Origin of the sequence: Proteiniphilum saccharofermentans, assembly GCF_900095135.1 — a bacterium.
GTDB classification, from domain to species: domain Bacteria; phylum Bacteroidota; class Bacteroidia; order Bacteroidales; family Dysgonomonadaceae; genus Proteiniphilum; species Proteiniphilum saccharofermentans.
In genome coordinates, this window is the sequence record NZ_LT605205.1 from 805,053 (window position 1) to 819,851 (window position 14,799).

At 45.2% G+C, this 14,799-nt stretch carries 9 protein-coding genes; 1 reads left to right on the top strand and 8 read right to left on the bottom strand.

Features of this window, described 5'->3' with window-relative positions; all coding sequences use genetic code 11:
* Window positions 1–15: 15 nt before the first annotated feature.
* From PSM36_RS03090 to trmB, 6 genes are all read right to left on the bottom strand, one after another.
* Entirely contained in the window at window positions 16–2,334 is a 2,319-nt protein-coding gene (locus tag PSM36_RS03090) for a transglycosylase domain-containing protein (RefSeq protein ID WP_083711126.1), read from the bottom strand.
* A gap of 355 nt (window positions 2,335–2,689) precedes the next feature.
* A complete protein-coding gene (locus PSM36_RS03095) occupies window positions 2,690–4,399 on the bottom strand; it encodes a TonB-dependent receptor (protein WP_076928743.1) in 1,710 nt (569 codons plus the stop codon).
* Window positions 4,400–4,493: 94 nt separating this feature from the next.
* Window positions 4,494–7,484, bottom strand: a complete 2,991-nt coding sequence (locus tag PSM36_RS03100) for a tetratricopeptide repeat protein (protein ID WP_076928744.1) — start codon at window positions 7,482–7,484, stop codon at window positions 4,494–4,496.
* Between the two features lie 8 nt (window positions 7,485–7,492).
* Window positions 7,493–8,017 carry an NUDIX hydrolase gene (locus PSM36_RS03105; RefSeq protein WP_076928746.1) on the bottom strand — a complete coding sequence of 175 codons (525 nt, stop codon included), beginning with the start codon at window positions 8,015–8,017 and terminating at the stop codon, window positions 7,493–7,495.
* A 97-nt stretch (window positions 8,018–8,114) separates the two neighbouring features.
* Window positions 8,115–9,224: an Mrp/NBP35 family ATP-binding protein gene (locus PSM36_RS03110; RefSeq protein WP_076928748.1), complete on the bottom strand. Its 1,110-nt coding sequence runs from the start codon at window positions 9,222–9,224 to the stop codon at window positions 8,115–8,117.
* Window positions 9,225–9,244: 20 nt separating this feature from the next.
* The gene (gene trmB / locus PSM36_RS03115) at window positions 9,245–9,982 is read right to left on the bottom strand and encodes a tRNA (guanosine(46)-N7)-methyltransferase TrmB (protein ID WP_076928749.1); all 738 of its coding nucleotides are present in this window, start codon (window positions 9,980–9,982) and stop codon (window positions 9,245–9,247) included.
* A 288-nt stretch (window positions 9,983–10,270) separates the two neighbouring features.
* Between trmB and gdhA the strand changes: the two genes are divergently transcribed.
* Window positions 10,271–11,608: an NADP-specific glutamate dehydrogenase gene (gene gdhA / locus PSM36_RS03120; RefSeq protein ID WP_076928750.1), complete on the top strand. Its 1,338-nt coding sequence runs from the start codon at window positions 10,271–10,273 to the stop codon at window positions 11,606–11,608.
* Between the two features lie 179 nt (window positions 11,609–11,787).
* Here the strand turns inward: gdhA and PSM36_RS03125 are convergent, their stop codons facing one another.
* Window positions 11,788–13,119, bottom strand: a complete 1,332-nt coding sequence (locus tag PSM36_RS03125; RefSeq protein ID WP_076932011.1) for a DUF5121 domain-containing protein — start codon at window positions 13,117–13,119, stop codon at window positions 11,788–11,790.
* Window positions 13,120–13,139: 20 nt separating this feature from the next.
* Window positions 13,140–14,657: a glycoside hydrolase family 30 protein gene (locus PSM36_RS03130; RefSeq protein WP_076928751.1), complete on the bottom strand. Its 1,518-nt coding sequence runs from the start codon at window positions 14,655–14,657 to the stop codon at window positions 13,140–13,142.
* Window positions 14,658–14,799: the final 142 nt, after the last annotated feature.

The window sequence follows — 14,799 nt, forward strand, 5'->3', positions numbered from 1 at the left end:
AACAACAATTGAATATCAATTGAATATATCGTCAATGCCTTCACTTTCTATCACCGGATCATTGTTCCGGTAGAAGTCGGGTGAATATCGCTGCATATCGTGACAGGGGTCAAAATCGGCCGGGATATCAAAGACCCCGTTGTCGGTGTAATTCAACTCCTTATCGGCATAGACCTTCTGATAGAAGATGCCGTGAATAGGTAGTGCCATACTGGCTCCCTGCCCATAAGCCATCTGGTCGAAATGGATAGAGGGTTCATCTCCTCCTACCCAACAGCCGGCTACCAGGTTGGGAGTAAAGGACATGAACCAGCCGTCGGAGTTGTTGTTGGTAGTACCGGTCTTGGCACCCATTTGTCCTTTCAGGTTATAGATGCGGCGTAACCGGCCACCTGTTCCACCGTCAACAACTCCTTTCAACATATCGAGCATTTTGTAAGAAGTTGATTCGCTAAAGATCTCCTTCATCCGTGGGACGAATGAAGCCACTTCATTTCCGTAAGAATCTTCAATTCGGGTCACTACCATCGGTTCCACACGGATACCTCTGTGGATGAAAGCTGAATAAGCGCCCACCATCTCATATACGGAAGCATCATTCGGCCCTAATGCCAAGGAGACTACCGGATCGGCAGGTGTCTTTAACCCGAACGACTGGAGCATCCTGGCAAACGCATAGGGTGAGAACTGGCTCATCAGCCAGGCGGTGACCCAGTTGTCGGAGTTCTGCAACCCCCATTTTATACTCACAAACTCTCGGCTTGCCGGACGTGTATTACGTGGAGTCCATGGTTCTCCTACTTCGGGCATCAGGGTTACCGGCCCGTGGATCATACCGTCGCAGGGGCTCATCCCTTCCTCCATTGCCAATGTGTAGAGATAGGGTTTGATAGTAGAACCGATCTGTCGTTTGCCGGTGGCACTATCATATTTAAAGAACTTGAAATCAGGACCTCCCACGTAGGCCTTTACATGGCCCGTCAAAGGATCCATCGCCATGAAACCGGTACGGAGGAAATTTTTGTGGTAACGGATGGAATCCCAAGGTGTCATGAGTGTATCTACTTCCCGGTGTTCCCACGAAAAGACCTTCATTTCCACCGGTTTTTCCTTGAAGTTCCGGATAATCTCCTCTTCGTTGAGGCCGGCTTGTTTGAGGACACGATAGCGTTCGCTTTGCCTCATGGAGACCATCATCAGGTTGTCTACCCTGTCGCTTACTTCACGGGAGTAGGGTGCATAACTCTTTCCTTTCTTTTCACGGAAGAACTGATTCTGGAGATAACCTCCCAAATGTTCTTTTACAGCTGCTTCCGCATGGCGTTGCATACGGGAATCGAGGGTAGAGTAAATTTTTAATCCGTCAGTATAGATATTATAGCTGGATCCGTCCGATTTTTTATTTTTGTTGCACCACCCGAAAAGCGGGTTTTCTTCCCATGAAATCGAATCTTCAACAAATTGTTGTCCTTCCCATGACGCATAATTTTTCCTCTCCGGCTTTTTAGCCATCATTATTTTTGCGAGATGCTGACGGTAATAGGGAGCGATAATATCGATGTGGTCGGAACGGTTGAAATCGATTTCCAGAGGAAGTTGCTTCAAAGAGTCGGCTTCCTGTTTGCTGAGGTGGCCGGCTTTCTGCATCTGTGTGATTACCACATTCCGGCGGTCTCTGGTTACTTCCGGACGGCGTTGGGGATTATAGAGGGAAGAGTTTTTAAGCATTCCAATCAACATGGCCGCTTCTTCAATGCTCAGATCTTTGGGTGTTTTGTTGAAATAGGTACGGGCGGCAGATTCAATTCCTACTGCATTATAGTTGAAATCATATTTGTTCAGATAAAGATTAATGATTTCGTCTTTTGAGTAAAAGCGTTCCAACTTGGCTGCAATTACCCATTCGACCGGTTTCTGAAAAATACGTTCTATTTTATTATTAGCCCTTGGTGAATAGAGTAGTTTTGCCAACTGCTGTGTGATAGTACTACCTCCTCCGCTTTCTTCCTGGCTGAGTATAAGTGTCTTAAATATTACTCTTCCCAGGCCGATAATGTCGATGCCGGAATGAGAATAATAGCGTATATCTTCCGTAGCGATCAATGCATTGATAAGATGGGGTGAGAGCTCAGAGTAATCTACTAATATACGGTTATCATCACTTAGAGAATAGGTGAAAAGCAGTGCATTGTCCGTTGAAATTACCTGCGAAGCGTATTTGTCAATCGGATTTTCCAGTTGTTCAATTTTGGGAATATAACCTATCATCCCCGCGGAGACAAGTAGGAAAAAAAGGATGACACCTCCCGCTGTGAGGCCGAAGAGACCCCACATCACTTTGATGATGCCATTCTTTTGTGATATATCCTTTGTTTTCGGGTTTTTCTTCTGACCCTTTGTTTGTTTACCCATACCTTACTTATTCCTCCAATAGTTTATTAACGCAGAAAGATTGCGACAAAAGTAATGACCGTTGAGCGGCAAGGCGAAAATAGATTTTCAGACTCGCCCGAAACGCATCTTACTTTCTACAAAAGTACACAAAAGCATTGTAAACAAGAAGGGAGATCTATTAAAAATAGTTTTAAACGCTTTTCAATGCTATGCAACCTCACTGTCAGACCGGGAACGAGATTCGCCCGGGCTTTCGGAAGGGAGAATCGGGCGGTTCGTTCACAGGAAAATATCGTCAGAACCGGAAGGTGAATCCACCGGAAGCATTGATGCCCTGTGCCGGATGTCCATACCAGATATCATATTTTTGAGATAACAGGTTGTTTGCCCTCAGATGGATGGAGAAGGCGTCGTTGATCTGGTAAAGTGCGCCGGCATTGAGATCGTTGATATTGTCCATCTGCGCGTTCGCCCCATCGTAATAGGACCAGCGGTCTCCGGCAAAGTAGTAATTAGCCGTAAGTTTCAGGAAATCGGTAAGAGTGAATGCGGCACGAATGTCCACTTCAAAACCGGGTTTGTTGTAGGCTTTGGGATCATTGATCTCTGCTTCATCAAGGGTGACACGATCCAGGCTGTAGAAATTCTTCTTCAATCGCACCGATACATCGAGCGGAGCCCAGATATTGGTTTGGATCATTCCTCCGATATGCGCATGAGACAAGTCACCATAAACAGGGTTGAGTACCTCTTTATGAGCATCCGATTCCCCTCCTTCAACCACATCATATCCATCCAATATCAGAAAATGTTCATCCTCGGTTTTTTTGAATCCACCGAAGATGTCGAACCGGAATCCACTGACTTCACCGATTTTTGCACCGGCATCTAAATCAATAATGGAATAGGAAGGTTTTACTGTGCCATAAGGACGAATATATCGAGATTCCTGCATCATTTCGAGAAAGGTGTTATTGCTGAATCCGCCGTGAACATTTGCATAAAGTGATGAATGTTCAGTCACCGCCCATTGTAGTTTCACGTTGGGGGCAACGCGTGCTCTTGTGCCGGCGGCAGTCTGGAAAAGCACATCGGCGCCTAACCTGGCATAACTGTTGGGAGTCCCAAAGGTTATATAAGGTGAGGCACTCATCAGGTAATAGTTGTCGAGATCACCATTATAGAAGGTGGTGAAGATCTTTCCGTCAATACCCAATTTACTTTCTGCATCGCCGAAAGGTTTATCAAATCCTACCATGGCATTCACCTCATTCCCCTTTATTCCTTCCGAATTGAGGAGTTCCCCGAATTCTGTGGAGAAGTTGCGGAAATTAATATATCCTCTATAATTCAGCAGTTCCGATTCGTGTGAGGCAATGCTGATTTTTGTATCCAACACTCCCAGACGCTGGTTTTCATCTTCATATAGAGCCGGATGGTCGAATCTGTTCCCATAATAATTGAAGAGTGAGTGAAGGTAGGAGAGGTCAATGTTGAATGTGAGCGCTTCGGCCCGGTGACGGTATCCTAAACGTCCTTCATTATCCATGAAATAGGCTTTGTTGGTCTTTGCATCAACACTTTGTATATATTTTATATCACCATTTGTGGAATTGTGCAGAAATGAGAATGTGAGGTTATTTTTTTCGTTTTCCACCAGACGATAACCAAAAGCACCATCCATGTTGGCATAATTACCCACGCTGAATGAAAGATATCCCTTTTTTGTGCTGAAAGGGATATCAGTCATGATATTTCCCGGGCGGGGTAGTGCTATTTCCAATGGGGGAGTCGTACGTCCGGCCCAGGAGGAGTAGTTTGTGTTGGCTTTCTGGACAACCGGCTCTCGCAGTGCCGGGAGTGAATTGATCTTGTCGGCATCAAGAAGGGTGGGGTTGAAGTCGCGTTCCAGTTCCATTTGACGCTTTAACAGAGAGTCTGCAGTTTGAGCAAAACTTCCGGCGGATAACATCAATGCTGCTATAACTATATATATCTTCTTCATTTGTATGTTAATTTACTGATTTATTAATTTCACAATTTCACGACGTCGATTTTCAATTCATAATTTTAGAATCTTGAAATCCTGAAATCAAATTTTAATTGTTGAGTCTCTCATTGATCATTTGTTGGATATCGGCTTCGTCCCCTTTATAATTGGATTTCAGACTTTCTATATATTGTTTCGCCTGAAATTCGTCTCCTTTGGCAAGATAGGTGTCCGATAGCACTATAAGTGCGCGAGCCATCCAGTATTGGTGAGGCGTACCTTTTTGCATGAACTCCTTGACTTGCGATTCGGCGCGATCATATGATTTCCACCGATAATAAGTATCCGCAAGGATGAACTGCGCTTCCGCTCCATAAACACTGCGGGTATCGTTGGCTACAAATTGAAAATCAGCCATCGCATTGTCTGTTTCATTCGTTTGCTGGTATGCCTTTCCACGTAAATATCTGGCTTCAGTCACTGTTTCGGGTGAAAGATTACTGTTGGAAAGTAGTTCGGTTGCAGCACGTGCTGCTTCATGATAACCTCCTAATTTTGACTGGGTGCGTACAACTCCCATTTGTCCCAACTGCTTGTTGGTGGCGTTTCGGGCTGAATTGGCCAGCCTGGAATAGTCGGCAAGCGCCTGACGGAAGTTGCCCTTTCCGTATTCCGTTTGTGCCGTATAGATAAGTGCGTTGTCAAGGAATTTTATATTGCCGGCATCAATTACTTTCCGAAAATGGGATAGTGCCAAATCCTGGTTCTTCCTTTCATCGGCAATCACTCCGAGATAGTAATGGGCATCACTGCTATATGCACCGTTGGGATAAGATTGGATATACTTTGTCATGGCTGATTCAGCATCTGCGCGATTACCACGCATATACACACTTTCAGCTGCCAGATAGGTGAGCGAGTCCTGTCTCGACGGTGTAATCCGCATTCCGCCCGGTAATGAATTGGCGTATTTCACATAATTGTCGATATCGTTCATATCACGATATACTGTCTCCAGGGAGATCAGCGCATTACGGGCGTCGTCCGAACCGGGGAAGTTGGAGATCACATTTTTGTAGGCAGTAATACTTTGTTGATAATTACCCGTATTGTAATACAATTGTCCTAACTGAACGCCCCCCTGGCTGGCAAGGGGACTTTTTGGAAAATCATTTACGAGCCGTTGTAGTACGGCAATGGCTTCGCTTTCCCTGTTGAGCATGGTGAGTGCCCGGCTTTTTTCATACAAGGCATCGTCAAAGTATTGGGAATTAGGGTGATTGCGCATCAGGTTGTCCAATGCGGTGATCTTTCCCTGATAGTTACGTTGTAATCCCATCACAAATGCCCGCTGGTAGGCGGCGTAATCGGCGGAAGAAGGGTTGATATCTGCTGCCTGTGCATAGAAACGTTCCGCTTCGTTAAAATTACGGTTAAAATAGTAGCTATCACCTATACGGTTGAGTGCATCGGCATATTCAGGCCGGTTCCTTGTTTTCTCTGCCGAAATGTATTGCTGAAAAGCATTGACCGCCTGATTGTACTGTTGTTGCTTGAAGAGTGCGTATCCCAGGTTGTACCAACCGAGGGAGTAATTTTCGTCTGTAGAGGTGGCGTTTTGGGTGAATTGCCTGAAATCGCTGGCAGCATTGCTGTAGTTACCCATCCTGTAATATGTCTCGCCTCGCCAGAAATAAGCATTATTACGGGCTTTGGCATCCTGATTTCCCAGGCTGATGCTGTTGTTGAAATGCTGTGTGGCTTCATTCATGTTGCCATTGATAAAGGCCTGTGCTCCCAGTTGGAAGAGTACCATCTGTTTGGCTTCGAGTATCCTGCGTCCCGGGTTGCTGATCCGGTTGATAGCATTCAGGGCAGCATTATAATCTTTGGTCGTAAGGAAAGTCTCGGCCAGAATATCGTTTACCTGATTTTTATGAGGTGAATTAGGGAATTCTTTGAGAAAATTCTCAAACAGGGTGATGGACTCACTGAAGACTGAGAAGTTGGTTTCGTGGGCCAGCAATGCGTAGTTAAACATAGCCGTTTCACGTACCTGAGGATTGAAATTATTCCGCGAAGCCGCTTCGAAAGCCATTTGGGCTGATTGTTTCTGGTTCAACCGTAAATAGGTTTGCCCCAATTGCAGTTGTGCATTTTGAGTGAGTTCATCCGGTTCTCCTACCGCCTGCTGGAACATCTGCACAGCCTTGCTATAATTGCCGGTTTCGAAATAGGATAATCCAAGGAAATATGCATCACCCCTGAGTGGCCTGTCCACGCCTGAAAGATATCTCTCGTAATAGGATACCGCCCTGGAGGCTTGTCCCAGCCTGTAATAACTGTTGCCGAGAACTCTGTATGCTTCGGTAAGGTGTTCGCTTGCCGGATATCTCTGCACGAACGCTTCCGACAAGCTGACCGCTTCTTCTATTTTACCGTCGAAAAAAGTTGCCTGGGCTGTATAGAAAGCAACTTCCTCACTGTATTCAGGATGATTTTGCAATCGTTCAAAACGACGCAATGCTTCCGCATAATTTCCACTGGAGTATTCGATATATCCAAGATAAAAGGCGGCTGCATCCCGATATTTGTTACTGTTTTGAGAGAGTAACCCAAATAGGCGGGTAGCTTCCTCTTTGTTTCCTAATTGTAATTGGGTGTAAGCTGACCGGAAACTGTAATCTTCCTGTTCCGAAAGGGTGAGGTAATCGAGATCCGCCTGATTGAATCGTTCTCCGGCAGCCTGCCACTCTTTCTTATCGAAATGATACGAGCCGATCAGGAAATTGACTTGGTCGCGGTGGATGGTTTCAGGATGTGCGTCGAGAAATGCTTCCATTATATATCCACTGTTATCACTGCCTCTATAGAATGAAGAGACAGCCATCATATAGGCTGCTTCCTCACTCAAATAAGTATCGTCGCTCCCGGCAACGAACTTTTTCAGTAATTGCTCCGCACCTTCCCAATTTCCCCCAAGAAACATCTCTTTTCCCCGATTGAACAACTGTTCCGGCTGAGTGTAGTATATTGTCTTTTGCGCAATGGAAATCTGTGCTATAAAAGCAAGGGTAAACAGTAAGATTATTTTTTTCATATTTTAGATTATTTATTCTCACTTAATAATTTTTCAACTCCTTTACGAATAGAGACTAATCCAAAATCAGATGGATTAATTTTATCGTAAGAAATAAAAAGCAATTCCGAGACATCGTCTTGAGCTGTTAAATGATTGAAATCATTTACTCTACACTTGAAGAAGATATCTACAGTATGCACTTCAAACCCCGAATATAGATAAATATTTGGAATAGAGAACAGATATTGTGATGAATTTATCGATAGGCCTGTTTCTTCCCCAATCTCGCGGGTGACAGCCTCTTCCGCCGTTTCGTACATATCAATGAAACCACCCGGAAGATCCAGGGTGCCCTGTGCAGGATCTTTTGCCCTGCGGGCCACCAGTACTTCACCTTTATTGTTCTCAATTACCGCCACCACGGCGGCCGATGAGTTGAAATAATAGATAAATCCGCAGCCGGAACACTTCTTCGACTTTTCATTATGTTCGGTAAAGCGGTTTGAACCGCACTTCGGACAAAAATGAAATTGATGTAGAGGATGTTTCATTGATTTGTTGATGTGTTTAACTGTTGAATTGTTTAACTGTTGAATTGAAAAGGTAAAACCTAAGATTTGACAATTCAACGATTCAACGATTAGTAAATTACTTCCGGCTTACTTCCACTATTTGAGTCCTGGGTTGTTCCCGGTTTCGTTTGTCGACTGCTGCAATCAAGTTATCAGCCAGTGTGGAGAAAGCCATGCCGGTGATACTGTTTTGCTGCAATGCTACCGGTTGGCCGTCATCGCCACCTTCACGAATGCTCTGGACAATTGGTATCTGTCCCAATAGAACGTAACCCTGCTCTTCCGCCAATCGTTTACAACCCTCTTTCCCGAAGATATAATACTTATTCTCCGGCAGTTCCGCAGGTGTGAACCATGCCATATTTTCCACTAAACCCAGAATAGGTACATTCACCTTATCTCCTGTAAACATGCTGATCCCCTTACGTGCGTCTGCCAGTGCCACCTCCTGGGGAGTACTTACGATCACTGCACCGGTAATGGGAAGTGTCTGTACCAGGGTCAGGTGGATATCGCTTGTCCCCGGCGGAAAATCAATCAGGAAATAATCCAGCTCTCCCCAATCGGCATCGCCGATCAGTTGTTTCAATGCATTGCCTGCCATTGCTCCACGCCAGACCACAGCATCTTCTTTCTTGACAAAGAACCCTATGGAAAGCATTTTTATTCCATAGTTTTCGATCGGAACAATGAGGTCACGGCCATCTTTTTTCTCCAAAGCCGGCCCTTCATCTTCCACCCCGAGCATTTTAGGGACTGACGGGCCGAAGATATCGGCATCGAGCAATCCTACCTTATATCCTTTTTGTGCCAAGGCCACCGCGAGATTGGTGCATACGGTGCTTTTGCCTACTCCGCCTTTCCCCGAAGCCACTGCAATAATATTTTTTACTCCCGGCAGTAGTTCAGGGAGTTCCGGACGAGGAGGTTGTTTTGACTTGACAGAGATATTACCCTGTATCTCGATATTTTTGTCGGCATACATCAGGATAGCCTGCTCTGCCATTTTCACGACCGATTTAATAAACGGATCATTTACTTTTTCAGTGATGAGCGAGAAGCTCACTTTCATACCTTCGATTCGGATGTCGTCGGCTACCATGCCGGCAGAAACAATGTCTTGCCCCGTTCCCGGGTAGCGCACATTCTTGAGTGCGTCGATGATTAATTGTGGATATATAGCCATAATATTGATTTTTATCACATCTATATGCGGGCATCGCGACCAAAGCTGCGATACTCGTCTTTTTCTATTTCTACGTTCGGCTCTGTCCAATTGTGATTTTTCGGGCAGAGAAAGCGGATATATTTGATGTTTAAACCACGTGAGAGCCACTGTTGTTCATAGAACGTGCGGATTTCGAGGATATCCCCATTCAATCCGGAGTTGTAGAGATCTTCTGTATCAAAGAAGGTTTCAAGCCGGTTTTCCGCTATCATTACTTTGGAGTATCTGTACAGGAAATTACTATCCGTCTTCAGATGGATGATACCCCCCTCTTTCAGCATCCGGCTGTACTGCTCCATAAACCGGGTAGATGTGAGCCGTTTGTTGGTTTTCTTCATCTGGGGATCAGGAAAAGTGATCCATATCTCTGATACTTCATCCTGAGCAAAGAAGTGGTTGATAAGTTCGATACGTGTCCGGAGAAAAGCTGCATTTGTCAAACCTTCTTCCAGCGCCTGGGAGGCACCGGTCCACATTCGTGCACCTTTGATATCGATCCCGATAAAGTTCTTCTCTGGAAATTTACGTGCCAGTCCGACTGTATATTCTCCTTTACCGCAACCCAGTTCAAGTACGACAGGATTGGTGTTGCCAAAATAAGTATGCCATTTTCCTTTGAAAGGAAACCCTTCTTCCTTTAACGTATCGAAGGTATATTGAAACACGTTCTCGTAAGTGGCCATATCGGCAAATTTGGCCAGTTTATTCTTTGCCATCTCAATAGTAGATCAGAAATTCATCACAAAAATAGGCATTTAACCGTTAACATCCGAATGTTTTTTGAATTGCAATAGTGCATAAAGTGTCTGGGTGGTTAGGAGGATGAGTGGTTAGGTGGAAAGGTGTCTTGAGCGGGAGAGTGTCCCAAATTTTGAAATCTTGAATTACAAATCGACGCAGTCAAATCCTAAATTCTGAATCTAAAATCCTAAATTAAATAGTATCAATATTCCAAATTATTCTATACCTTTGTCAGATTGAATTCCTAAATAAACCTTATAAATATGAGAGTGAATGACATTATGACACAACTCGAGGCAAAACACCCGGGTGAGTCTGAGTATCTTCAAGCCGTAAGAGAAGTGTTGGTATCGATTGAAGACGTATACAACCAACATCCTGAGTTTGAAAAGGCGGGCATTATCGAACGGATAGTGGAACCCGACCGTGTGTTTACTTTCCGTGTCCCATGGGTGGACGACAATGGGAAAGTACATGTGAATATCGGTTACCGGGTACAATTTAATGGAGCAATAGGCCCTTACAAAGGGGGGATTAGGTTCCATTCCTCGGTCACCTTGTCTTCCCTGAAATTTCTGGGATTTGAGCAGACTTTTAAAAACGCGTTGACTACTCTTCCGATGGGAGGTGGTAAAGGTGGATCTGATTTCTCTCCCAAAGGCCGTTCCCAGGCGGAGATCATGCGTTTCTGCCAGGCCTTTGTGATGGAGTTGTGGCGGAATATCGGTCCCGATACCGATGTGCCGGCCGGAGATATTGGCGTTGGTGGACGCGAAGTGGGCTATATGTTCGGTATGTACAAGAAGTTGGCCCGCGAACATACGGGAACCTTTACAGGAAAGGGAATGTCATTCGGAGGCTCGAGACTTCGCCCGGAAGCTACCGGATTTGGAGCACTCTATTTTGTGCAGAAGATGTGCGAGGCACACAATATCGATCTCAAAGGAAAGACCGTAGCTGTTTCCGGTTTTGGAAACGTGGCATGGGGTGCAACCATAAAAGCTACTGAGTTGGGCGCCAAAGTGGTGGCGATCTCAGGCCCCGATGGTTATATCTATGATCCGGATGGTGTGAATACTCCTGAAAAGATCGACTATATGCTTGAATTGCGTAACTCCGGAAATGATGTGGTAGCACCTTATGCCGAGGAATTCCCGAGGGCAACCTTCTATCCCGGAAGGAAACCATGGGAACTCAAAGTCGATATCGCTTTGCCTTGTGCTATTCAGAACGAATTGAACCTGGAAGATGCCAAGCGCTTGAAAGAGAACGGAGTATTGCTCGTCGCAGAGGTCTCTAATATGGGTTGTACGGCCGAAGCGGTAGATTTCTTCCTGGAGAATGAAATACTCTTTGCTCCCGGAAAAGCGGCCAATGCGGGTGGTGTGGCTTGTTCGGGACTGGAAATGACACAGAACGCCATGCATATTTCCTGGAGCAACGAAGAGGTTGACAAGTGGTTGCACCAGATTATGAGTGATATTCATGAACAATGTGTGGTGCATGGTAAAAACGGGCAATATATCAACTACGTAAAAGGAGCCAATATCGCCGGTTTCATGAAAGTGGCCGATGCTATGATGGCCCAAGGGGTAATATAAATAAAAAACATGGGGCGCATTCCGTATTCCGGCGTGCTGCCCCATGTCCGATTGTTAACCAATCTCTCTACTTCTTAACTTGACTTCGTCCATTTTCTGTCGTCACTTGGTAAATTACAAACAAGTTTGCATTTGCTCTCGTTCCTAAGAAAATTCTTGACTTCTTCACTTTTTCAACATCACTTCTCTTCTACTATTAATACCGCATTATTTATCCCTCCGGATACATCTACAGTAAATACATAAGTTTTACCAGCTGTCAACGTTTTGCCCTCGATAATACCCAGGTTGCCGTTATCCCGGCCATTGGTTCCGTTACCGACAAATACGATGTCGCTTTCGCTGGTAAGCGATTGACTTCCAAATTCTCCTCCCCAGTCTTTCTGGTGGAAGAATTTGAAGTTTATGGCATCCACACTTACGGTTTCACCCCCAACTACGGTCACCTGATACTTTTTATCGCCTACAGGAGCCATACACAATGCCTTTGGTGGGTTCCATCCTACATGATTGGCTGTGTATGAAGGCTTACCAATGTTATCACCGATAATCCAGATCGCACCGGTTCCGTCTGGCTGAAGTGTGGCTAAGTTGCTGCCAATAAGCGCTTCCACTTTCAGGTAGTTGAGCGGAAGATTGGCCGTTACACGGTATTTTCCGCTGATCGGTACGAAAGTCATCTTGTCTTCCCCTTCCGCGAAGAAATCCGGATCTGCCCACCAACCTGTCAGTCCTTCAAAAGTGATTTCCTCTCCCTGGACCAGGTCAATATCCAACTGGTAATTGTCTTTGTCGAGCATATTCATCTTTTGACCGTTAAGTACAACTTCGAAGAACGGTGACGCATCAAACGTCCTGGTATTGAAAGTTACGGAATAAGTACCGCCGGACGGACTTGCAAATGGAATATCAGTAGAAATGCCTTCGGCAACTCCTCCTTCGCCTTCGTTCCATCCAAAAAGGATTTCACGTCCCTTGTCATCTACTATCGGTGTTTTTATGTAAGCCGGTAATTCGGTAGATGGAAAAGCAGATGAGACCGTATATTCATTAGGCTGACCGGTCGGAAGCATGGGATAAGATGCATCGGCGGTTACCAGGATGAGGTAGGGGTAGGGAGCGCGGGTAACCGGCACATCGAATGTCTGGGTCGCTTTCTTCATCGTGGTATTCACCAAAATAAATTCCAATGTAGCAGTTCCGTCGGGAATATTTTTCCCGTAAGGGACTTCTATACTTCCTGCATATTGACCGTTCTCTTTCGTACGTATGGTTGTTTTAGACACTTCCTCTTCTCCGAAATACAATATGGCTGTCAACGTAGATAAGGGTACATTGTCATTGACCGTCACTTCGAACGGCAGGACATCTCCAAAATGCACATCGGCAAATTGATTTTCTATCTGCATAGTGGGATTCCCTTCCTGTTGGGGTTCTACTACCTCATTGGAGCATGAGGCCAGTGTAAGGGAAACAATGAATGCAAACATCCAATATTTTATTTTTTTCATGTTCATACGATTATTATGTTTTATTTTTTCCATCGATAAGAGATAACTGATTTGGCCGGTACTTCATAGGCGAAGTGATGAGACCCGTCGTCGAGTGTAATCATCCTGTTTGCCGAAGTACTATTGAGCAACACTACGGCGTATGTGCCGTCGGGGTTTTCAAATGCAGAATAGTAGAAACCGGATTCCGAAAAACCCGATGTGCCGATACGTACTGCTCCAGGCTTTACCACCGATGAAAGGTGTCCGACTATATAGTAATGTGAATTACGGGTGATGGTTGAATAGTTGGAACGGTCTATATCGACAGCACCGTAACAGGTTTGGCAACCACCATCGCGATTGGGGCCGCGATCGGTATCGAGCATCAGATTCCACACGATGACACCCTTGCACCAGTTGTTTACAGTACCCAGTGCCACTTCCCTCATATCATCGATCAGTCGGACTTCCAGATTACGGCCGTCGTTCCATGTGCCGATGGATGTTTCGGTAAATACCAGTTCCTTGTCCGGCCGTGACTGATGGATAAAGTTCAGCTCCTCCTTATTCCCTCCATAATTATGATAGGCCGCGCCGGTAATAAATTCAGCCGCTGCCGCATCTTCATATATCTTCAGCGGATATTGTCCCTGATCGGCATTCTCCGGCTTATTGCGGTCGTAATCATAATTATGGTCGTAGATATATATCCTGGTGTTTAACCCTGCAGTTTCCATTTTAGGACCTAACGCGGTTTTTACAAAATCACGCTGTTCCTGCCACGTCATATACAGCGAAGCGGAATTCCCCCTGTTGAGCGGTTCATTCTGCGGTGTTACCGAATAGATTTTTATTCCCTGTGCCTCGAAAGCCTGGATCCACTTTACAAAATAATCGGCATAATCAGCATAATATGCCGGGTTGAGCTGACCGCTGGTCCACGAGTTGAACGGTTGCAGGTCGGTGAGATTATTTACTTTCATCCACCGGGGAGGAGTCCACGGTGAACCCATGATCTTTATATCGGGATTGATAGCCAGGATCTCTTTCAGGATAGGAATCACATAATCCGTCTCTTCAGAGGTTAGGGCAAAATTCTCCAACCCGGGCGTGTCACAACAGGTGTATTCACTCAACGAGAAATCGGAACAGCCGATAGATATCCTGATATAACTTTGTCCCATACCTTCTGTTGTAGAGAATGTTTCCTTCAGGAATTTGGTGCGGTTCTCCTGCGTCATTTGCATCAGGTTATAACAGGTAGATCCTGTTACGGCGGCCCCGAAACCGTCCATGGTCTGGTAACGCGTACCGGGCTCCAGCTTGAGGGTTGTCGGCGACATATTGTCCTTTGTGCTGAAATCGACCGTCTGTTTTTTGAAATCCTGGGAACGGGTGTTGGTGGTGATATACATCGTTACATCGCCTGCTACCGGTGGTTCCGGCGGGGGAGTGGTACCCCCGTTATCTTCTTTTTCGACATCGCTGCAGTATGACAGGCAGCATAACGCCAGTATCAGTAGTGTTGTCATTTTTAAATTAAATATTAACTTCATACGATTATATTTTAGAAAGTGAAAAATTAAAAATGAAAAGTGAAAAATGAAATTTCATTCTTCGCATTATTCATAAAATTAATCACATTTAACTACGTTTCACTCCGTTGAACGTTGTTTGTCTCATTGGCATATTAACTAC